Raw genomic sequence first — 22047 nt, forward strand, 5'->3', positions numbered from 1 at the left:
CGAGTTTGTCCCCCTATTCCAAAATAACCAGTTGGCCTGCCGAAAGACCTTTGCGAATCTCAACCTCTGTCTGGGTCATGATCCCAGTTTCCACGTCCACTTCCTTCTTGCTATTCCCGTCGAGCACCCGGACGTACTTCCTGCCCGATAAATCATGAAGTGCTTTTCTCGGTATAAAAAGCGTCTGATCCTGCTTGTCCACAATCACTTCCATACTGACTCCTGTCCCGATCTCCAAGCCCTTTGGAGGAATTTTCGGAGTAATGAGCAGACTTCTCTGATACAGCTTCGTCAAATCCTCTGGTAAATTGGAAGGGACATGCAGGGGCGTCTGAACAACTGTCCCCTCGCCTTTTTCGCCGTCTTTACCGGTGAGAATCACTTTCATCCCTTCCCTCACATCTTGCAGCGCCTCTTTCTCGGGCGCGATATACATGACGAACAGCTTGTTCGGGTCGCCTATCGTTACCAACTTTTGATGCGCTTCCACCTCATCTCCTACCTGCCCGTTGCTTGTAAACAGCACGATGCCGTCAAAGGGCGCGATCAGCTTGGTCTCGTTCCAACGCTGTTGCAGGTTCTTCAGGTCCATCTCTTTTTGCTTCACGTTTAGTCTGGCACGCTCCACCACGTACTGCTGCTTCTTAGGATCCTGCAATTTCGCCAAGTCTAGCTTAACCTTTTCCAATTCGATCTTGGCTAGCTTGGTCTCGTTTACCTTGGCGTTCATCTCTGCCTTCAAAACGTCCAGCTTCGCGGATTCGACCTCGTAGTGATTATCCTGCTGGGCTTCAAGCAGCTCCAGCTTTGCCTTCTCCACTTCATACTTGGCCGACTCGATCTCCCTCTCCATTTCAGCTGCATCCAATTCAGCAAGTACCTGTCCTTTTTTCACCTTATCGCCGCCTTGGACAGAGAACGACTTCAGCCGCAGTCCCTTCGTCTCTGGGAAAGAGAGCTCCGCCGTTTTCACGGTCGTGAATGAGGCGTTTCCTTTCACACTTTTTACAATCGGCCCTTGTAAAACTTCTGCCACCTCATATTTGATAGGCGACGGCTCTACTAATGGCGGAGCCAGAACCTCCTCCTCCTTAGGGAATAGGGAACAGCCCGTCAACAAAAGGAAAACACTCAAGTACGCCCATTTTATTTTGCTATTCCTTGATACGACCGTCCTCCAATTCATAGACATCATCCGCCACCTCCATTACACCAGGATCATGTGTCGTCATGACAATGCTCATCGCACCTTCATCGACCAATTGACGAAACAAACGGCTAATTTGCAGACCCGTTTTACTATCCAGCTCAGCTGTCGGCTCATCCGCCAATAGTAGCGTCGGTCTGTTCGCAACAGCCCTTGCAATCGCACAGCGTTGCTGTTCTCCACCGGACATCTCAAACGGCCGATGATGCGCCCGTTTGGACAGCCCAACGAAATCGAGCGCTTCGCCAACACGCTCCCTCCATTCGGCAGCAGGCGCACCTGACAGGCGGAGCCCAAACTCGACGTTTTCAGCGGCTGACATGAGCGGAAGCAGGCCAAACGACTGGAAGATAAAGCCCATGTTCTTTCGCCTGATCCTCGTTCGTTCATAATCCGATAGCTGGCCGATTTCTCGTCCCTGAAAGTACACGCTTCCTACCGTCGGACGATCGAGTCCACCCAAAAGGTTTAATAGCGTTGTTTTTCCTGATCCTGATCTGCCTTTTAGTACGAGCAATTGTCCTGCTTCTACGCGCATTTTCACACCCGCAAGCGCTCTAACGGCAGCTGCCCCTCTACCAAACGTGCGCTCTACGTTTTCTGTCTCTGCAATGAACGACAAAATGACACCCCCGAATAAATATCTGAAAAATACAATATTTATTTATAGTAACTCAATTAGAAACTATTATTTAATAAAACTGGAATAAATTAAAATAAACAAAAATAAACAACTGACCACTATAACCACTTACAAAAAGAAAAAAGGCAAAACCCTGTGGTTCTGCCTTTTTCTTATTTCCTTTTCGATATTACAAAGTCCCAGAAACGACATTCCCTCGGAACATGACTGCTTGGCGCTTCGCACGGCGTGCAACTGCTTCTGCTGCCGAGGATGCATGAACGAATACAATATCCGCTTCGTCGCCAACATTCGGCCACAGGTGATTACCCTCTTTATCCAACGGCGTTTTCCCACCTGTAATGAAGCCCAGTGCTTGGGACAGGGAACGCTCATCCTGCATTCGGAAGCGCTCTGCCAAGCGGCCTGCCTTTTCCAAGCTGTCTCCTTGACCAAATGGCGACCAGTGATCGGTAATACTATCGTCTCCGAGAGACACCGACACGCCTTTCTCATGCAGCAATGGGATTGGAATTGTTCCTCTGTTCACTGGTACAGTGGAAGTGATCGAAATGCCCAAGCCAGCGAGCATTTCAGCTACTTCTCCTGCTTCTTCCAGACTGATGTCAGCAAGGGAGTTGGCATGGCTGATGGTAACGCGACCTTGCCACCCTGCTTCTTCGGTCATTTTAGCCAGACGTTTGAATGTAAACACCCCGAGATGATCTGGATCATGCAAGTGAACGTCGATTGGTGCATTCGCTTCGACTGCCAGCTCAAAAATGGTAGCGAGCGATTTCTCGATGTTTTGATCCACGGTCGCCGGGTCTACACCACCAACGTAGGTCGCGCCCATCTTCAAGGCTTGGCGGATGTTTTCCACTTGGTTGCTTCGCAAAAGACCTTGCTGTGGGAAGGCAACCACCTCGCACTGCAATCTGCCACTAAATGTCTCCAGTGCAGCCATGGTCGCTTCCAGGTTTTTGAGTCCGATGTACGGATCGATATTACAATGGGAGCGAATATGGGTAGAGCCTGCGGACAGCAGCAATTCCAGCATTTTTTCTGCGCGCTCTTGTGCTGTTGGCAACAGCTTCGGCATGAGCTGGCTCTCTTCTTCCAGTCGACCCAGGATGCTTTTTACTGGCGTCACGGCTTTCCAAGGGCCACCATAGTACGTTTTATCGATGTGGATGTGCATATCCCTAAATGACGGCAGTGCCAACAGACCGCTGGCATCCTTCGTTGGCAGCTCAGTTTGTGGAGCAGCTCCACTCACGATCTGTGCAATACGTCCGTCTTCGATTAATAGATGCGCCACTTCAGTATCTGTAGCAACCACCTTGTCATTTTCTTTGCGGTATCCGCTCTCCAAGCGGACGTTGGTAATCCAATAGGCTGTAGACATCTATCCATGACATCCTTTCTATTTAAAAGTAGTACTACTACCACTCACCTGCGACCCGGTTGCCTTGGAAAAGAACGACCTTACGCTTCGCACGTCTCGCAACAGCTTCTGCTGAACATGTCGCTTCAACCGCCATCAGGCTCGCCTCATCGCCAACCAATGGCCACAGACGATTACCGGTTTCATCGAGAGTGATCCGCCCCTCTGTCACAAAGCCGAGTGCTACGCCTAACGATCTTTCATCCGTCAAACGGAAGCGTTCAGCCAGTCGTCCTGCTTTTTCCAGCAAGTCTCCACTGCCAAAGGGGGTCCAGTTGTCTGTCAGGCTATCGTTGCCGAGCATGACAGCTACGCCTTCTTGATGCAGCAACGGAATCGGAATCGTCGGGCGATTGATCGGAACAGTCGATGCGATGGAGATGCCAAGCGAGGCGAGGCGTTGCGCCATCTCTCTGGCTTCTTCCTGCGAAACATCGCCCAATCCCATCGCGTGACTAATCGTGACACGTCCCTGCCAGCCTGCCTCTTCCGTCAGAGCAACGAGACGCTTCATCGTAAATACTCCGAGATGCCCTGGATCATGCAAATGCATGTCAATGTCGGCATCCGCTTCTACAGCCAGCTCTAGCATCGTTTGCAGGGAACGCTCGATGTCTCCGTCTACTCCACCCGGATCGACGCCACCTACATGAGTGGCGCCTTGGCGCAGTGCCTCACGTACCATGTCGCGTGCTTGTGTACGCAGCATGCCATAATGCGGGAAAGCAACGATTTCGTGGGAGACGCGGTCTGCATACGTCTCAAACGCACTCTTCATTCCTTCCAAAAACCCTAGCCCAACCTGTGGGTCCACATGACAATGCGTTCTTACATGCGTAACGCCTGTTTCCACCAGCAGCGAAAGTATATTTTCTGCTCCTGTCTGTGCCTGCTTGAGATACATCGGCAAAAGCCCTCTGTCCTCAGCGTGGCGTTCGAACAAGTTTTTTACGGGAGTTGTTGCCTTCCATGGGCCGCCGTAATACGTTTTTTCCAGATGAATGTGCTTCTCCGCCATAGACGGCAAAATCAGTAAGCCCTTCGCGTCCTTTTTAGGCAGCCCATCCTCCAAAATTTCACTGGAAGGGACAATGCGTGTGATTTTTCCATGTTCAATGAGCAAATCGCACAGCTCTGTCCGCGTTCCACTGATCACGCCTTCTTCCCACTCATACCCGATTTCCAATCGAGCGTTGACGATCCAATAAGGAGAAGATTTCACCGGCTTTTCCCCCCTCTTAAACGTTCACTTCTTCCACTTGACCAGAAGCAAGCTTGCCTTTAAAGAATACAGCGTGTCGATCTGCACGGCGCGCGATCGCTTCTGCCGAGCAGGTCGCATCCACGAGAATCAGGCTCGCGTCTTCCCCTTGTACAGGCCACAGCTGTGTTCCGTTAGCATCCAGCGTCGTTTTGCCACCTGTGATAAAACGCAGCGATTGAGACAAAGACAGCTCATCCAGCCAACGATTGCGTTCTGCCAGTCGCCAGAGGCGCTCCAGTACATCGCCATTTCCGTAAGGCTGCCATGTGTCAAAAATGTTGTCGCAGCCGACCGCAACGTCAACGCCATTTTGGTGCAGTAGCTGCACAGGTGGGATCACGCGGCTAAATGGCACGCTGGTGATAATCGTAATGCCTGCTTCCCGCAAGATCGTCGCCATCTCTTCAGCTTCTTGCACTGAGATGTCTCCGAGCGCGAACGCATGGCTGACTGCTACGCGGCCTTGCCAGCCAGCGTCTACGGTCATAGCTGCCAATCGCTTCATCGTGTAGGTCCCCAAATGGCCTGGGTCATGCAAATGCAAATCCACTCCTGCGTTTGCTTCTACCGCCAGCTCCATCATTTGGTGCAAGGATTCTTCTATATCGCCATCTACATTAGCTGGGTCTACGCCCCCGACATGAGTCGCACCTTGGCGCAATGCCTCACGCAAGAGTGCTTTTGCATCTGTACGCAACAAGCCATGCTGCGGGAATGCCACGATCTCGTGGGTGACTCGATCCGCGTAGGTTGCTAACGCTGCTTTCACTGATTCCAAATTGGAGATTCCCACCTCCGGGTAAATGTCCACATGTGTACGCACGTGTGTCGAGCCATAGGACAAGAGGATCTCCAACAGATTCTCTGCACGCTCTTGTGTCGTTGTCGGCAATCCCGGCAGTGTGCGCTTTTCAATTTCGCAGCGTTCAATGATATTGGATACAGGAATGACAGCCCGCCATGGCTCTCCTTGAAGCGTCTTGTCCAAATGAACATGCTTCTCTACAAAAGATGGAAGTGCCAATAAGCCTTTTGCATCCTTTTGCAAAATACCGTCTGTAAGCTTCTCTGTCGCTGGTACAATACGCGTGAATTTTCCGTCTTTAACCAAAATGTGAAACAAGGATGCCTCTGTCCCCGTGACGACACCGTTTTCCCGACGGTAGCCCGTCTCCAAACGAACATTGGTCAACCAATAGGTAACGCCCATCCATTATCCACCCTCTCTTTGTCTCTCTCCATTCCTTTCTCCCCCATTATCTAGGAAGCCGAAAGACTTGATTTGCACAATCTTTACGTCTATTTTCACTATTTTTACGACTTGTTCAAATTGCCTTTACTTCGTACATTTTTCTGATAACTTTGACGTAAGCAAAGGAGGGGTTACACCATGAAGGTTGAGATCGCACCAACCAATCAAGCTCTTCCGCCGAAAGCAGAGGCTACACGCCCTAGCAGATGGCGGACTTTTTACAGGAAACTACGAAAAAACAAACTCGCCATGGTAGGCGGCTGTATCGTGATTTTTTACATCGCGATTGCCCTGCTGGCACCTTTTATCGCTCCCCACGATCCATATGAGATTGACTTGGTTAACAAGTTGAAGTCACCATCTTCTGAACACTGGATGGGTACCGATGACAAAGGTCGGGATGTACTGAGCCGTCTTTTATACGGAACACAGCTCTCGATGTCCGTCGGATTTGTCGCCGTCTTTATTGGTGCATTTTTCGGAATTATTCTCGGCTTATTATCCGGTTACTACGGAGGCTGGGTAGATACGATCATCTCCCGTATCATCGATGTCCTCCTCGCCTTCCCGGGAATCCTGCTTTCTTTAGCCATTGTCAGTGCTTTAGGGCCGAGTCTTTTTAACGTTATGATCGCCGTTGGTATCTTCTCGATTCCTGTATTTGCACGGATCGTCCGCGGCTCTACTTTGACGGTGAAAAAACTGGAGTACATCGATGCGATCCGCTCACTCGGTGCCAATGACTTCACGATTATCTTTCGGCACATTTTTCCAAACATTTTGTCTCCTATTATTGTACAGGCAACGATGCGCCTAGCTACCGCGATTCTTTCCGCCGCTGGGCTTTCGTTCCTCGGACTGGGAGCACAGCCTCCTCTGCCGGAGTGGGGCGCCATGCTCAGTAACGGACGCGACTTCTTGTTTACCGCTCCGCATCTGGCCATGTTCCCTGGTTTCGCTATTGCCACTCTTGTTCTCGGCTTCAACATCTTTGGGGACGGCCTCAGGGACGCTCTCGATCCACGAATGAAACAATAGGAGGGAATGCTACATGTTTGTTTACATTACTCGTCGCCTGCTGCAAATGATTCCCGTCCTGCTCGGTGTCGTTCTGGTCGTCTTTTTGATCATGCAAATGGTTCCTGGCGATCCGGCGGTATTGCTTGCTGGTGAAGGCGCTTCTGCAGAAACGATTGCGAAAATGCGTACACAGCTCGGCTTGGATCAGCCGATTATGGTTCAATACGCGCAATATGTCGTCAACGTGTTCCAAGGCGATCTTGGTACATCACTTCGCTCCAACCTCCCCGTGTGGGATGAGATTATGGCACGCTTGCCTGCTACCATCGAGCTCGCCGTTGCCAGTATTTTTGTAACGGTTGTCCTCGGGATGGTCGCAGGGATCATCTCTGCTACCAAGCAATACTCTGCTGCTGATATTACGATCATGGTTATTGCCTTGCTCGGTGTATCCTTGCCAAGCTTTTGGCTCGGTTTGAGCTTGATCTACACGTTCTCCGTCAAGCTGCAACTCTTCCCTGTTGCAGGCTGGGGCACCTGGAAGCACATGGTTTTGCCAGCGATCACACTCGGTACCGCCGGAGCCGCCATCGTTGCTCGTATGACACGCTCCAGTATGCTCGACGTCGTACGTCAAGACTACATCCGCACAGCAAAAGCAAAAGGCTTGCGTGAAACAGTCATCATTTACAAGCATGCTTTGAAAAACGCCTTGATCCCGATTATTACTGTCGTTGGCTTGCAGTTCGGTTTCCTTTTGGGGGGTACGGTTCTCGTAGAATCTGTCTTTGCCATCAACGGCTTGGGTCGTCTGATCGTCGATGCGATCCGCATGCGTGATTTGCCTGTCGTACAAGGCGGCGTACTGATCGCTTCCATTATCTTCGTGTTTGTGAACCTGCTCGTCGATGTATTGTATCGCTACTTCAATAAACGAATTGATCTGAACTAAGGAGGGATCACCATGGCGGAACAACAAGATATCATCCTGGACGTTCGCAATCTGCAAACGCATTTTTTCACAGAAGATGGCGTCAGTAAAGCAGTGGACGGCGTTGATTTCTCTCTAAATAGAGGAGAGACACTCGGGCTGGTAGGAGAATCGGGCTGTGGAAAAAGTATCACTTCCCTCTCGATCCTGCGTTTGATTGCCAGTCCTCCGGGAAAAATTGTAGGAGGAGAAATCCTTTTCAAAGGGCAAGACCTGACGAAAAAATCAGAAGCAGATATGCGTGCGATCCGTGGCAACGAGATTTCGATGATTTTCCAAGAGCCAATGACCTCGCTTAATCCGGTTTATTCGGTTGGGGAGCAAATCGCAGAGGTATTGCGCCTGCACCAAAACATGGGACGGAAGGAAGCATGGGACAAAGCAGTAGACATGCTGCGCCTGGTCGGTATTCCTTCCCCGGAAAAACGCGCGACTCAAGAGCCGCATGAATTGTCTGGGGGTATGCGCCAGCGTGTCATGATCGCGATGGCTCTCGCCTGCCGCCCGGAGATTTTGATCGCCGATGAACCGACGACAGCTTTGGACGTTACCATTCAGGCTCAGATTCTCGAGCTGATGAAAAAGCTGCAGGTCGAAATGGGCATGAGCATTATCATGATTACCCACGATCTTGGCGTCGTTGCAGAAACATGCGATCGGGTCGCGGTCATGTACGCAGGAAAAGTCGTAGAGTACACGACTGCACAAAACCTGTTCGCAAATCCACGCCATCCTTATACAGTAGGGCTGATGAACTCCCTCCCCCGTCTGGATGAGGACGTGGAAGAGCTGCAAGCAATTAAAGGGAATGTACCAAGTCCGTTTAATATGCCAGTTGGCTGCCGATTCGCTCCACGTTGCCCGCATGCAACAGAGCTGTGCCATACAAAGCTTCCTGAACTCTTGGAGTATGCAGACGGAAGCAAAGTACGCTGCTGGATGTATACGTCTGAGTGGGACGGCGACACCAAGACTGCAACGGAAGTGGGGGTATGACCATGATGACGACACAAGCGAATCCAACGAAAAAACCACTGCTGGAAGTAAAAAATCTCAAGCAGCACTTCCCGATCAAAGGCGGCATTTTAGGCCGTACCGTCAACCATGTAAAAGCCGTGGATGACATCAGCTTCACGATCCATGAAGGAGAAACACTGAGTATTGTAGGCGAATCCGGTTGTGGCAAATCCACTACCGGTCGTGCCATCCTCCGTCTGGATGAACCGACGAGCGGAACGGTACTGTTCGAGGGACAGGATCTGCTGGCGATGTCCAAGAAGCAAATGCGCGACATGCGCAAGCATTTGCAGGTCATTTTCCAGGACCCGTTTGCTTCGCTCAACCCGCGCCAATCTGTATCCGCTATTCTCGGGGAAGCGTTGGCTATCCAAAATATCGTACCGGCGCATCAACGCCGCGAGCGCATTATCGAGCTGCTCGGCTATGTAGGCTTGCGTCCGGATCAAATTGACCGTTTCCCGCATGAGTTCAGTGGTGGTCAACGCCAACGGATCGGGATTGCCCGTGCCCTCGCAATGCAGCCGAAGCTGATCATTTGTGACGAAGCCGTATCGGCACTCGACGTATCCATTCAGGCTCAAGTGCTGAATCTCCTGAAATCGTTGCAGAAGCAATTCAAGCTTACCTATTTGTTCATCTCCCATGACCTCGGCGTCGTTCGTCACATCTCGGATCGCGTCATGGTGATGTACCTGGGTAAAGTGGTAGAGATCGCGGATAAAAAGTCGCTGTTCGACAACCCGCAGCATCCTTACACACAGGCTCTCTTATCTGCGATCCCGGTACCGGACATCAATAAAAAGCAGGAGCGGATCATTCTGCGTGGAGATGTACCTTCTCCGATCAATCCTCCGCAAGGCTGCCGCTTCCATACGCGTTGCCCGTATGCGATTGATCGCTGCAAAACAGAAGTACCTGGACTGACGAGCCTGCACGATACGCACCAAGTCGCCTGCCACCTTGCCCAAGAGGTTGTTCAAAAAGTCGACTTTTGATCACGTAGTAATTCTGAAAGCGAATTCGGCATCGAAACTGGCGTTCACCTTTGAAGTCCGGTGCTCATGTAGGTTTCCTACACTCCGCTCCTCCTTCTTCAGGTTCTCGCCACTTTCTCGGTGCTGAAAAGTCGACATTTTGAACTTTACCGTAAAGAGATTAAAATTTTCTAAAAACGCAAGAGATCAAGAAGCAGCATGATATGATGGTAACTGCAAAATCTCTCCATACAGAAGGGATCTCATGATAAGCTTCGAAGGCTTCACTTTACTCATTCTGCTGTTTATTTTGGCTCCTATCATAGGAGCTATTGCTTTATTGTTTCTGTTCATTTTCGAGAAGCGGATTGATCTCTTAGAAAACAAGAATCTAAAGATCGAGCTGGAAAAAGAGTTGCAGCAAGCGCTCTACAATCAATTGAATCAACAAATCCAGCCTCACTTCTTGTTTAATACGCTAAATGTCATTCTGAGTCTGGCGCGACTGAACCGAACGAAGGAACTGGTGAGAGCGCTCGAAGTCCTCTCCCAGTTTCTCAAATTCAAATACAAATCCACCGAGCCGTTGATTTCATTGGCGCGGGAGATTACGTACACGGAGCAGTATTTGGAGATTCAAAAGCTGCGCTTCGGCGATCGGCTCCGAATTCAGCTGGATTGTGCAGATGATCTCATGCAAGCATCCATTCCGCCATTCGTCTTGCAAACGCTCGTGGAAAATGCATTTAAGCATGGATTGGAACGAAAAATGGGCGAAGCGACCATAGACATCCGCGTAAGCCGACAAGATGACGATGTCCTGCTTACAGTCATCGACAACGGTTCTTCCGGACTCACAGCATTCCAGAATGAAAGTGAGATCGAAACTGAACAGCCACATGAGGAGAGCGGTCACGGGTTGGACAACATCCGCAGGCGGCTCCACCTTTGTTTTGGTGATCATGCACATCTGGAGCTTGCTCCGATAGCTGAAGGAGGAACTCTTGTGTCTGTCAGGTGGCCCTGTACGTATGAACAAATCGATCTGAGGTGAGAAGATGAACGTACTACTCGTGGATGACGAACCATTGGAGCTGGACCAACTCGAGTATTTGATTCAGCCCATGTTCCCCTTGTGGAAATTCTACAAGGCCGCAGATGGCAGCCAAGCCATGGCGATCAGCCAGAAGGTTCCTCTTCATCTTGCCTTTCTGGACATTAATCTTCCGGGGAAATCCGGGCTGGTGCTTGGCGAAGAGCTGAGAGCCCAGCACAAAGACATCGAGCTCATCATTGTAACGGCTTATCAAGATTTTCATTATGCCAAGCAATCGATCCGACTCGGTGTCGTGGATTACATCACGAAGCCCGTCATTGAGAGCGAGCTGGTCGACATTCTGAAAAAATATCAGAAGAGCCCTGCCCTCTCTGCTTACACCCGAATTATTTCTGATGCGATGAACATCATTCATCAAAAATACGCGGAGAAGCTGAATTTGGCTGATCTGGCCGCAGAGGTCCATATTAATCCGACGTATTTGAGCCGCCGTTTTCATGAAGAAGTAGGCGTCTCATTCTCTGAGTATTTAATGCAGTACCGCATTCAAATGTCGAAGAAGTTCCTGATCGCTCATCCTGATTGGAGCATATCGACGGTTGCGGAGCGGACTGGCTTCAACAGCCAACACTATTTCAGCACCATTTTTCGCAAGGTAGTGGGGAAAACCCCGAAAGAATACCGGGACAAGGGGAATGCATCTTGACCTACTTATCGTTTCGCGAATACGTGGTCGGTGCAGCAAAGATCGGCATCGGACTTGGGGTCGTCTCGATCCTCGCCCGCTGGGTGACCGGAAACACGATCTTCGGTTCACCGGAAGCACTCGTCAAATACGGGATATTTGGCGGGATCGGCTTCGCTTTGATGGGCGCATTTGCCCTCAGTATGTTTGGACTGCTTGGGCGTAAGGTCCGCCGTGAGTTCTCAGAAGGGATGACCATCGGGGATTACATGCGAGACAAGCTGCATCCGTTTGGTTACTGGCTGATGATCATCATCCTTTTGATTACGACGATTGAAGCGATGTTCGTACAGGGAATGGCTGGGGGCGTATTGCTGAACATCTTGTTTGGCTTCCCGATCCCGCTCGGCTTGCTCTGCTTTTTCGGATTTTGTGTGCTGTTTGCAGGCATCGGGGGAATCCGCTCGATCCATCGTTTTGCCATCGTGCAAATTGTCATTACGTTTGCGGCCGTCATCCTGATTCCCGTCTACTTTTTTGTTGGAAAAGGTGTCGAGCACGTCTATAACGGACTGCGCCTTTACCATCCTTACCTTCTGGTGCTCAACAACAACGAGGGTCTTTTTTTTATCATTACCGGGCTGTTGATTGGGTTTGGTCAAGTGTTTGTCGATCAGGCATCGTGGCAGCGGCTCTATATGATGGAAGAGAAAAAGATCGTCCCTACCTTTCTGGTGTCCGGACTCATTTTTGCTACCGTACCACTGGCGTTTTCCTCGCTCATCATCATCGTCCTTTTTACGGGCGGCTTTGATGATATTTACTCGCTGTTGTTTGATCTCGTACGCAAGATTGACACGATGATTTTACTTGTATTATTTGTCCTCTGTGCCTTTGGTGCGATCATGTCCGCTTTTGGCGCGGGGCTTCATTCCATGATCAGTCTGATGGTCAACAACGTCTATCAGCTGTTCCGCCCAGACGCTTCGGAACGGCAAAAAATCCGTTTGGGCTACATCCTTGCCATTGCCATCGGTGCGCTTTCGTATGGTTTGACGATCTACTTCCAGCCGACCTTGCTGGATTTGCTGTTCTTCTTTGGCATTATGTACGCCTCGCTGTTTTTGCCTGTCGTCGTCATCGTGTTGACGAAGGGTAAAGCACCTACTTTCATTTTGATCAGCGCGGTAATGGGATTCGTCGCAGGCTATAGCAGCCGGATGTACGTCGATCCGATGATGGCAATCTGGATTGCCTCCTTATGTACAGCTCTGGTCTTAACGGCCTACTTGTGCATCACCTGGCTATGGAAACGGTACATCCGAACGCCGGCTCACACTCGCTGACCCACAGGAAGGAACGAATCCTATGCTACGCTCCTACTTGCTGCTCATTTTTTGCGTAACCGCTTGGGGTAGCAATTTCGTCTTCGGGAAAATGCTCGTCGCCGAGTTTTCTCCGCTCTTTTTATCGGCTATGCGTCTCTTGTTTATCGTCTTGTTTCTGCTCATCTGGTCCAGAGGGCGGTTGAAAATGCCAAAGCTCACTCGTACGGACTGGCTCTTGCTCGCGGTATTGGGGGTTGTCGGCGTATTCATTAACCAGTGGTCCTTCTACAAAGGGCTCGTTACAGCTGATCCGACCACCTCTGCCCTGATCCTGGCGCTGACGCCGATTACAACCGCTCTTTTGGCTGCCTTGTTCTTAAAGGAATCGCTGACTGGCCGCATGGCAATCGGTTCGGTAATCGGTACATCAGGTGTTATATTCGTCATTTATACAGGGGCAGAGCTGCATTTTGATGTCGGTATCCTCTGGATTGTATTGACGATGCTGACGTTCGCTACCTCGATCATCCTCGTCAGGCTGTTGGGACATCGACTCCCTCCACTCGTGACGACGCTCGTATCCAATTTGATCGGCTTCGGATCGATGCTGCCTTTCGTCCTGATCAGCATCCCTACGGCCACAGTAAGCACCAGCCTTTCCTCCTGGCTTCTCTTGTTTGTCACCGCTGTCGTCATGCACGGCATTGTGACCTTAATCTGGAACAGCCAACTACAGAAGGTAGGCGCTGCCAAAGCCGCGATGTTTGCCAACCTGGAACCGTTTATTGCCATGCTTTTCGGTTTGTTATTGCTGGCAAAGCCTGTAACAGGCGTACAGTTTTTCGGTGCGATTCTCATCATCGCGGGCGTGACCTTGACCACAACCTCCAAGGAGCCGCGTAAAAAGAAGAACCCCTCCTCGCTTTCATCCTGAGCAAAACAGCTCGCTGCACTTTTCATAGTAAAACAGTCGGAATTACAGTTGAGAAGTACAATTCCATTGTTTTATACTAGAAGAAAGGCTGGCGATGTCTGTGCCGTTACATCGTGATAAGAGGAGGGACAGTCCATGTCTACCGTAAAGCTATCCCAGTGGGAAACGATGCTGTTAGAGGCAGCCCGTGCCCATGGATTCGTCGATGAAGCAATCATCCACAAGCTGAGAACAGGTGACCCTGCGCCTTTTTCGGACGTGGAGGGCGGCAAGTACGATTACACCCCTCTGTTTGAACTGTCTAAAAATGATCCATCTACGCTGGAAGCTGCGATTCGCGAAGGCTACCAGATCAAGTTCACCACTTTTAACGGGATCAAGTTTTTGCTGAACAAACGTTACAACATCCAAGCGGAGCATGACTATCAAGTTGAGGAGACAGCGCTGCACCACGTTCGCTTACAAGACGATGCGTTGGCGTGGATGCGCAGGACAATCTCCCCTAACTGGCGAATTGTTGAACTAGAAAAGCTCGCAAACACCAAAGAAACGCTCGTCAGATTTGAACTGGCAGCATCGTAAATACGAAAGAGCACTTTCCTCAGGGGAGAGTGCTCTTTTTTCGAAATGCGGGGTATTGGAAGGAGAATCATGATGACAACGACAACGCAAGCGTATATCCAACACATTCAAGCAACTTATCCCGAATTGACCATCACTTCCGCCTACTTTAACGAGATGGGCCAAAACAATGATGTGCTCATCGTCAATGACGAGTACGTGTTTCGCTTTCCGAAGTACAGCTCCGGAATCGAGCAACTGAAGGTCGAAACGAGCATATTACGCACGGTAAAACCATATCTCTCCCTGCCGATTCCGGCTCCGATCTATTTGTCCTTTGCTGAAGAAACACCTGGGCGGGTGTTTGCCGGATATCCGCTACTCGAAGGCGAGCCTTTTACCCGAGAAGCTTTTCAAGCAGCCTCTCGTCAAAACGCGGTACCGACTGTCGCTACCCAGCTGGCACAATTTCTTCATGAGCTGCACCAGCTCCCCGTCTCCTCCTTGCTCCCGGAGCTTATGCCTGACGATTTTGACATGGCCAAGCAGTTGACTGAGCTGTATGAACAGATTGCTTCGAAGTTGTTCCCTGCCATGCGTGAGCAAGCGAAAAAGGATGTAGCTGAGCGCTTTGAAGCATACCTGGCAAACCCTGCCCACTTTGATTTTCAGCCTTGCTTGACTCACGGAGATTTTGGCACAGGGAATATCTTGTACTCCCCCACAAAACAACGCATCACAGGAATCATCGACTTTGGCGGTTCGGGTGTAGGCGATCCTGCTTACGACCTCGCAGGACTATGCGCGAGCTACGGGGAAGCGTTTTTGCAGCATTTCACCCCGGTGTACCCCCAGCTTGAGCAGGTGCTTACACGAATGAGATTTTACCGCAGTACATTTGCCTTGGAAGAAGCTTTGTTTGGTTTGGAAAACAACGATGAAGCAGCGTACCAAGCTGGCATGCAAAACTACCTCTAGCCTTTTACAGCACCCTGTGTGAGCCCTTCCACCAAGTACTTTTGACAAAAGGCAAACAACAGCATCGTCGGGATGACTGACAGCACCGTAGCTGCCGACATCGCTCCCCATTCGATATCGTATTTTTTGATAAAGGCGTTCATCGCGACGGGAATCGTTTTGACCGACTCTTCATCAATGAACAGAACGGCCATAATCAGCTCGTTCCAGCATTGAACGAAGGCGAAAATAAACGTGGCCGCAATTCCGGGGAGCATGATCGGCACGATGACGCGAAACAGGGCGCTCAATCGGGAGCAGCCGTCCATCATCGCTGCTTCCTCCAAGGCATTGGGTATCCGTTGGAAAAAGCCCGACATGATAATCGTACAAAAAGGAATCAGCATGACCGTGTAAATGAGCATCAACGAAAATAGGCTGTTCAAGATGTGCATGTTGGACATCATCACGTACAACGGCGCCATGCCAATGAACATCGGAATCATTTGGGTGACGAGAAATCCGAACATCACCTGACGCTTCCCTTTAAACGAAAAGCGGGCCAACACGTAACCGCCGAGCATCGCGATGAACACGACTATAGCCGAAGCGACCAAGGAAACGAGAAAGCTGTTCCAGATGTACACCTGGAAGTGGGATATCTGAAAGATCTCCAGGTAATTGTTCAACGTCACCTGTTGTGGCCAATATTGAATCGGCAGCGAAAAGATTTCCTTTTGACCTTTGAGCGAGGTAATGATAATCCAATACAGCGGGAAAATCGCAAATGCAAGAAACAAGGTCAAGACAATCGCTCTGCCAGTCCTCCACCCTAGATGATCACGATGCATCAGAACTCCCCTCCCTTCTCTACTTTGGTCGCTTTCACGTAGAAGATCGTGAATAACATCAAAATCACCACGATGATGACACCCACTGCCGAGGCTTGCCCGTAGTCTTGACCGAAGATGACTTTATCGATCATGTAGGTAGCGAATATATGCGTGGAGCCTGCAGGAGCTCCATTCGTCATCGCGTAAATGATGTCCGGGAAATTGAGAATCCAGATAACCCGCAACAGGATCGTCACCAGCATCGTAGGCATGATATACGGAAGTGTCACCCGCCAAAACTGCTGAATCCGCCCCGCTCCATCCATCGCCGCCGCCTCGTACAGCTCCTCTGGGATCGATTGCAGGGCAGCCAGAATCATGATGGCAAAAAACGCGACGCCATACCAAATATTCGCGATAATCACGGCAGCCATCGCCCAAGTTCCGTCCGCCAAAAAGGAGATCGGCGCATCGATCAGACCCGTTTTCAAGAGCAAATCATTAATGACGCCAAACTGGGCATTGAACATCCACCGCCAAATCAGCCCAATCAGAAAGCCGGACATCGCCCACGGAAAAAAGATAAATGCCTGATAAATCCCTCTCCCACGAAATTTTTTACGCATCAAGAGGGCCAGCATGAAGCCAAACAGCAATTGAAAGACAAGGGAGAAAAACACCCAGTAAAAGCTGTTCATGGCAACACGCGGAAAATCTGGGCTTGTCAGTACGTTCACAAAATTGTCCAGCCCGATGAACTGAATATTCATCAAATCAAAAAGCGTGTAGTTCTGAAAAGACATGATGATGCCACGAGCGAGTGGATAATACGTAAAGACCGAAACAAACAAAATCGCGGGCAAGAGGCACAAAAATATAAAGCGACCTTCTTTGGAAATCCGGAACGATTTCTTCCCTTCCGGCACAACCTGCTTCGTCATCATGACGATGGGTTTTTGTGTGTCCAAGCTACCATCCCCCCACGTCTACTTTCGCTCGGCTTTTTCTTTTGTCCAGTATTGATCCCATTTTTTCAACAGGTCCTCCGCGGTGAGCTGATCGAGCAAAAAGCTCTGGATGTCTTTATCCGCCGTGCTTTGCCAAGCTCCCCAGCCTTTGTAGTCCACAGGACGTGAAACATCGAGGAACTTCGTCGACTGCTGGCTCATCTCAATAAACGGCTGGAAGTAACCAGTCTTGTAAAATTCATCTTCGGCCGCGCTTTTCACGACAGGGATTGTGGAAGTCTTTTTCGCAAAATGAGTGCTCTGTTCAGGATCAGAGAGGAATGCAATCAGCTTCCACACCTCTTCCTTGTGCTTCGAGTACGCAGTCATCCCCCACCCAGGTCCACCGACTACTTGCTGAGCGACACCTGAAGGACCAATCGGAATCGGAGCGGTCGCCCAAGTCCCTTCCTGCATCTTCTCCTTGGCTCCATCAATGACGTCAGGGTCTTGAATCAGCATGGCAGTCGAACCCGCTACAAAGCCCTGTACCATCTCCTGAAAGCCCCAGCTCACGGAATCTTTTGGAGAGCCTTCCTTGTAAAGCTGTTTGTAATACTGCATCGCTTCCAATGATTGTGGCGTGGAGAAGAGCGTGCGTCCATCCTTCATGAAAAAGGCTGAGTCAGGGTCGACCTCCGTCCCGTTGTAGGCCCACATCGTGATCAGCGCGTAATCCCACCCGGTCGCTCCTCCCCGGAAGCTGTACCCATAGCGGTTTTTGGAAGGGTCGGTCAGCTTTTTGGCTGCGACTAAGAGCTCATCCCACGTCTTCGGCACCTCGATCCCTGCTTCCTTAAACCAATCTGTCCGATAATACAAGACGCGCTGGTACAGTCCATTCGGAATGTAATAAGGAGTCTTGTCCACCCAAGTGGCACGCCGTTTGGCGACGTCAGTCAGCTGATCGTAATTTTTCCATTTGTCTGTGTAGGGCTTCAAATTTTCAATAAAGCCGTTCATCGAAAACTGCTTGGCATTGAATTCGCGAACTTCTAGCACGTCCAGCTCTTCTTTTGCCATCAGCATTTGAGTGATCTTCTGATCCGCTCCTTCGAATGGAGGTGAAATCAGATCGACTTTGATCCCCGGATTCTTCGCTTCAAACTGGGCTAGCATGTCTTTTAACAGCGCAGTTCGTTGCGGGCTAGTAATGCTCTCGACCATTTTTAGCGTGACGCCATTCGCACCTGAAGGCGATGCTGAGTCAGGAGTGGCCGCCGGTTGACTACAGCCTACAAGCAAGGCTGTCGCCATCGTTAATTGGAGCGCCACAGAAATCCAGGAACGAAATCCCATACACGAACCCCCTCATGCTTCTTTTTTTGTTGGACAGTTCGTATTATATTAAATATTCTGAATTATAAGTTTTAATATCTTTACCCGTTTTTTCGTTTTCTTTACTCTTTTTTCAGTGAGGCTTTCCCGGCACTCTATATTTGACTAACGGGAAAAAATACGTTAGCATCTTATATGCTATAGCATATAAATAAAGGGGTTTGGATTCTCTATGGAATTATTCAATCTGACCGGATTTCTTCTTCACCGTACAGATATGAAAATGACGAACTATTTTAAGAAGAGGTTAAAGCAATTGGAGATCACGCCAGAGCAATGGGGCATTCTCAGTGTCATGGATGGAGAAAGAGCGATCACACAAAAGGAGCTTTCGGATGCGATTGACCGCGATCAAACCACTGTCGTCAGAATGATTTACTCGCTTGAAAAAAAGGGAATCGTCATTCGCACTTTAAATGACGTGGATCGACGCTCACATAATTTGTTACTGAGTGACAAAGGGATGGAGCTAAAATCAAAGCTTCTACCCGTCGTTACCGATGCGCATAACCATGTGACGCAAAACCTTACCGATGTAGAGATTGCGGAATTGCATGCTTTGCTCGACAAACTCTATCAAGTCGTAAAAGATGAGTAAATAGAGGTCAGATACTTTCTCCACCAAATACATGCTATAGCATACATTTAGTTTGATACAAAATAACGAAAGTGAGGAAGCTGTCATGGTTATGACCCTAATCGTTTTGCAAGTCATTGTAGCGATCTTCTTTATGTTTACAGGTACAAAAATTATTTCCGGTAAAATGGCGAATGAATTTGACCGCTTTGGACTCCCACCTATCTTTAACTTCTTAACTGGCTTTATCGAGATCATCAGTTCCATTGGCTTGATTATTGGGATATGGTTTTCAATCGCGGCATTATTATCTGGATTGCTTTTAGGCGTGACTATGTTAGTTGCTGCCTTCATCCTGCTTGTGATTGCTAGAGATCCTTTTCCGAAAGCAATACCGGCACTCGTTCTTTGCATTCTCTCCTTTTTCATCTCGACGTATCATTATTTAGCCTAGACAGAGGAATTCCCATACAGTGATAACAGCGGCGAGTTGAAGACTTTATGATCATGTCTTCGGTCGCCGCTGTTTCATTTATGGAGTCCGTCTAAAACTTGTCTTCGCTCCTACAAAGCATCCTCAGCCCCATGAGGACCGCCCATGCTTGTTGCTGTTTTTTGAAAAAGAAGCGCAGGGGTTGTCCATTTTGTACATCGATCAGCGTATCGTGGCTACTGGCCCGTAACGCGTACTCCATACCAGCTACTTCTGCTACAGGAGCATCCTCTCGAAGGAAGAGCCGCAATCTTCCGCCTTCTCCTGACGTGTACGTCCCGACGAGCTTCTCTAGCTCTTCTCTCGTTGGCGTATAAAGCGGAGCTTCGTCTTCTTTGTGTGTAACCGGTAAACCAAGGGCAGCATTCACAGCAGCCAGCCAGACGTAGCGGATCGGCACATTTTCCAGATTGGAAAGAACGGTGACGACTAGCCCTTTTTCCGGAACGAATCCAAAGTTCGACGACACCCCGGGCTGACCTCCACCATGCTCAACGAGCGTTATTCCTGAATAACCAGGCGTTGTTTTGAGCGCATAGCCATACCAGGTGTCTTTTGTGAGTCGATAAACTGGCTGCCACATGGCTCTAAGTGAGGCCCCATCTACTACCTGCTTCTCTTGATAACGCCCGGCATTGACATAGAGCTGGCCGTATTTCAGCAAATCAACAACGCAGGAGCGGATGCCTCCCCCGACTTCATAGTTGCCGAGCGTGGGCCACGGCACCTTTTTCAGCTGCTGCTCCTCCCCTTTGACATAAGGGACGGAGACATCGGCAAAGCCAGCCACTTCTTCCAGGTTATAGGTCGAGCGATTCATTTCGAGCGGCGCTAGCAGGCGTTCTGTTACATAGGTACGGTAGCGTTGCCCAGTGACACGCTCAATAATAGCTCCCAGCAGGAGAAACATGTCGTTACTGTAACTGATATACTCACCCGGCATACCAAGGGGGTCAAATTGGACTTCGTTCAAATAGGCAATATGCTCGGGCAGTCTCGTCAGTTCTTCACGGCGTAGCAGCGGTGGAACACCTGAAGTATGAGAGAGCAAATGATGGATCGTGATTTTGTCAGTTTGTATGTCTCCCTTTCCTTGTAAATCAGGCAAATAGTTGCAAATCGGGTCGTCAACAGACAGCTTGCCTTCCGCCACGAGCTGCATGATAGCGGCAGCCGTAAACGATTTGGTAACCGAAGCAATGCCGAAAATGGTCTCGGGTGTTACGGGCTGATTCGTCCCCAGATCGGTAACACCAAAGCCTTGTTGATAGATGGTCTCACCATCCCGAGAGATGCCAATGGAGAGCCCCGGCACCTTTTCCTTCTGCATGAACTGTTGCACAAATGCTTCCAGAGCTGAAACGCTCGCGTGGTCCATTCCATTCCCCTGCCTTTGGCTGAAAGATTCTAGCTAGCAAAAAGAGTGTTCCAAAAGTCATTCGACCTCTTCCCACTCAAAAGAATAGGCCAACACATCGATACATGAGTCATGCGCGCATAATACCCAATGCTTGACTCTAGGGGACGTAAATCCAAATGCTTCTTTTGCTGTCGACTCCATAACTTCGTAAAATCCCGGATTTGGGCAAACATCCGTTTTATCCCATTCATCACCCAAAGACAGTCTCCCATCATAGTACTGATCGAGCATGCTGAAATCATATCGCTCGTAGCCCTGCATTTTACCGTACATCGTAAAAAGACAAATTGGCCGGAAAGTAATTTTGATGATAGCACTGCCCGCCTTATTGTATTCGTCGTCTGGGATATCCTCCCCATATTGCTCTTGCAGCTTAGACAAGACTTTATCGTAGCGCTTTTTATTATATCCACACATCATTTCCACGCTTACTCCCCGCTCCTCATAACCAGTAAAACCTACGAAATCATGTGAGGGGCTGATCATCCAGGGAACTTCGACAGGTACAACTTTCATTTGACTCATAGATTTACCCCCGCTTCAAAGAACACCCTTTCATCAAATGTTATCCCAAGATAGCTGTACTTTACATGCACTCTGTCTATTGCTTCATGATGAACAACACTAAGCCCATAAATTTCATCGTTTTTCGTAGCAGTACCCTCATCCATTTTTTTGAAATTAACAGAAGGAGATGTGCCAGCTTTTATCGCTACATCCTCTAGATTCTGAAATCCATACGGCTTGAAGCCCGGATTATCAAAATCATCCGTTATGATGAACCCTTGCAATGCATTACTAACCTGCACTTTTGTTGTTGATGGTGTTTCATCGTTATTCACTGAAACATCTATGATTTTCACTTCACCAAAGCCCTTATTACCCATGCCCACAACAACAGATTTATGATCTTCGCTTGAAGCACGGGTGCCAATATCCAATGGCGGATTACCTTTTACAAGAGAATAAAAACCTCCCACAACGATCGCTAGAAGTAGTATAGAAATCCACAATCTTTTCTTCAATTTCCCCATCCTTACTCGTTGTTTTTTCCAGTGCT

At 49.4% G+C, this 22047-nt stretch carries 23 protein-coding genes; 12 read left to right on the top strand and 11 right to left on the bottom strand.

Annotation, left to right across the window (positions count from 1 at the left end):
* Positions 1–13 precede the first annotated feature (13 nt).
* The 5 genes from HPY31_RS11645 to HPY31_RS11665 form a co-directional block, all read right to left on the bottom strand.
* Positions 14–1195: an efflux RND transporter periplasmic adaptor subunit gene (locus HPY31_RS11645; RefSeq protein WP_234127354.1), complete on the bottom strand. Its 1182-nt coding sequence runs from the start codon at positions 1193–1195 to the stop codon at positions 14–16.
* The gene (locus HPY31_RS11650; protein WP_172140838.1) at positions 1155–1829 is read right to left on the bottom strand and encodes an ABC transporter ATP-binding protein; all 675 of its coding nucleotides are present in this window, start codon (positions 1827–1829) and stop codon (positions 1155–1157) included. The genes HPY31_RS11645 and HPY31_RS11650 overlap by 41 nt, the downstream gene beginning before the upstream one ends.
* Positions 1830–2019: 190 nt before the next feature.
* Positions 2020–3237, bottom strand: a complete 1218-nt coding sequence (locus tag HPY31_RS11655) for an amidohydrolase family protein (protein ID WP_142495489.1) — start codon at positions 3235–3237, stop codon at positions 2020–2022.
* A 37-nt stretch (positions 3238–3274) separates the two neighbouring features.
* Positions 3275–4498: an amidohydrolase gene (locus HPY31_RS11660; RefSeq protein ID WP_172140839.1), complete on the bottom strand. Its 1224-nt coding sequence runs from the start codon at positions 4496–4498 to the stop codon at positions 3275–3277.
* Between the two features lie 16 nt (positions 4499–4514).
* Entirely contained in the window at positions 4515–5750 is a 1236-nt protein-coding gene (locus tag HPY31_RS11665; RefSeq protein ID WP_172140840.1) for an amidohydrolase, read from the bottom strand.
* Positions 5751–5930: 180 nt separating this feature from the next.
* Here HPY31_RS11665 and nikC point away from each other — a divergent pair, with 180 nt between their 5' ends.
* From nikC to HPY31_RS11715, 10 genes are all read left to right on the top strand, one after another.
* On the top strand, positions 5931–6830 hold the full coding sequence (gene nikC / locus HPY31_RS11670) for a nickel transporter permease (protein WP_172140841.1): 900 nt from the start codon (positions 5931–5933) through the stop codon (positions 6828–6830).
* Positions 6831–6843: 13 nt separating this feature from the next.
* Positions 6844–7764 carry a nickel ABC transporter permease gene (gene nikB / locus HPY31_RS11675; protein WP_172140842.1) on the top strand — a complete coding sequence of 307 codons (921 nt, stop codon included), beginning with the start codon at positions 6844–6846 and terminating at the stop codon, positions 7762–7764.
* A 12-nt stretch (positions 7765–7776) separates the two neighbouring features.
* Positions 7777–8799 (top strand): ABC transporter ATP-binding protein, encoded by a 1023-nt coding sequence (locus HPY31_RS11680; protein ID WP_016741083.1) that lies wholly within the window; start codon positions 7777–7779, stop codon positions 8797–8799.
* A 2-nt stretch (positions 8800–8801) separates the two neighbouring features.
* Positions 8802–9818 (top strand): ABC transporter ATP-binding protein, encoded by a 1017-nt coding sequence (locus tag HPY31_RS11685; protein WP_016741082.1) that lies wholly within the window; start codon positions 8802–8804, stop codon positions 9816–9818.
* A gap of 244 nt (positions 9819–10062) precedes the next feature.
* On the top strand, positions 10063–10851 hold the full coding sequence (locus tag HPY31_RS11690) for a sensor histidine kinase (RefSeq protein WP_172140843.1): 789 nt from the start codon (positions 10063–10065) through the stop codon (positions 10849–10851).
* 4 nt (positions 10852–10855) lie between these two features.
* On the top strand, positions 10856–11560 hold the full coding sequence (locus HPY31_RS11695) for a response regulator transcription factor (protein WP_016741081.1): 705 nt from the start codon (positions 10856–10858) through the stop codon (positions 11558–11560).
* Positions 11557–12885, top strand: a complete 1329-nt coding sequence (locus HPY31_RS11700; RefSeq protein WP_172140844.1) for a sodium:solute symporter family transporter — start codon at positions 11557–11559, stop codon at positions 12883–12885. The genes HPY31_RS11695 and HPY31_RS11700 overlap by 4 nt, the downstream gene beginning before the upstream one ends.
* A gap of 22 nt (positions 12886–12907) precedes the next feature.
* Positions 12908–13801 (top strand): DMT family transporter, encoded by an 894-nt coding sequence (locus tag HPY31_RS11705; protein WP_064201198.1) that lies wholly within the window; start codon positions 12908–12910, stop codon positions 13799–13801.
* Positions 13802–13936: 135 nt separating this feature from the next.
* On the top strand, positions 13937–14383 hold the full coding sequence (locus HPY31_RS11710; protein ID WP_172140845.1) for a hypothetical protein: 447 nt from the start codon (positions 13937–13939) through the stop codon (positions 14381–14383).
* 72 nt (positions 14384–14455) lie between these two features.
* Positions 14456–15340 carry a phosphotransferase family protein gene (locus HPY31_RS11715; protein ID WP_172141023.1) on the top strand — a complete coding sequence of 295 codons (885 nt, stop codon included), beginning with the start codon at positions 14456–14458 and terminating at the stop codon, positions 15338–15340.
* On the opposite strand, the gene HPY31_RS11720 is transcribed toward HPY31_RS11715, so the two are convergent.
* From HPY31_RS11720 to HPY31_RS11730, 3 genes are read right to left on the bottom strand one after another with little or no spacing between them, the layout of a single operon-like run.
* Entirely contained in the window at positions 15337–16170 is an 834-nt protein-coding gene (locus HPY31_RS11720; RefSeq protein ID WP_172140846.1) for a carbohydrate ABC transporter permease, read from the bottom strand. The genes HPY31_RS11715 and HPY31_RS11720 overlap by 4 nt on opposite strands.
* Complete coding sequence (locus HPY31_RS11725; protein ID WP_172140847.1) at positions 16170–17120, bottom strand: carbohydrate ABC transporter permease; 951 nt, start codon at positions 17118–17120, stop codon at positions 16170–16172. Before HPY31_RS11725 ends, HPY31_RS11720 begins: the two co-directional genes overlap by 1 nt.
* An 18-nt stretch (positions 17121–17138) precedes the next feature.
* Complete coding sequence (locus HPY31_RS11730; RefSeq protein WP_172140848.1) at positions 17139–18458, bottom strand: ABC transporter substrate-binding protein; 1320 nt, start codon at positions 18456–18458, stop codon at positions 17139–17141.
* Between the two features lie 211 nt (positions 18459–18669).
* Here HPY31_RS11730 and HPY31_RS11735 point away from each other — a divergent pair, with 211 nt between their 5' ends.
* Positions 18670–19095 carry a MarR family winged helix-turn-helix transcriptional regulator gene (locus HPY31_RS11735; protein ID WP_172140849.1) on the top strand — a complete coding sequence of 142 codons (426 nt, stop codon included), beginning with the start codon at positions 18670–18672 and terminating at the stop codon, positions 19093–19095.
* A gap of 91 nt (positions 19096–19186) precedes the next feature.
* Entirely contained in the window at positions 19187–19528 is a 342-nt protein-coding gene (locus tag HPY31_RS11740; protein ID WP_172141024.1) for a DoxX family protein, read from the top strand.
* 91 nt (positions 19529–19619) lie between these two features.
* On the opposite strand, the gene HPY31_RS11745 is transcribed toward HPY31_RS11740, so the two are convergent.
* From HPY31_RS11745 to HPY31_RS11755, 3 genes are read right to left on the bottom strand one after another with little or no spacing between them, the layout of a single operon-like run.
* Positions 19620–20945: a serine hydrolase domain-containing protein gene (locus tag HPY31_RS11745; RefSeq protein WP_172140850.1), complete on the bottom strand. Its 1326-nt coding sequence runs from the start codon at positions 20943–20945 to the stop codon at positions 19620–19622.
* A gap of 57 nt (positions 20946–21002) precedes the next feature.
* Positions 21003–21512 (bottom strand): hypothetical protein, encoded by a 510-nt coding sequence (locus tag HPY31_RS11750; RefSeq protein WP_172140851.1) that lies wholly within the window; start codon positions 21510–21512, stop codon positions 21003–21005.
* Positions 21509–22021, bottom strand: a complete 513-nt coding sequence (locus tag HPY31_RS11755) for a hypothetical protein (RefSeq protein ID WP_172140852.1) — start codon at positions 22019–22021, stop codon at positions 21509–21511. Before HPY31_RS11755 ends, HPY31_RS11750 begins: the two co-directional genes overlap by 4 nt.
* Positions 22022–22047: the final 26 nt, after the last annotated feature.

Source organism: Brevibacillus sp. HB1.3 (assembly GCF_013186635.1).
Lineage (GTDB): Bacteria > Bacillota > Bacilli > Brevibacillales > Brevibacillaceae > Brevibacillus > Brevibacillus brevis_D.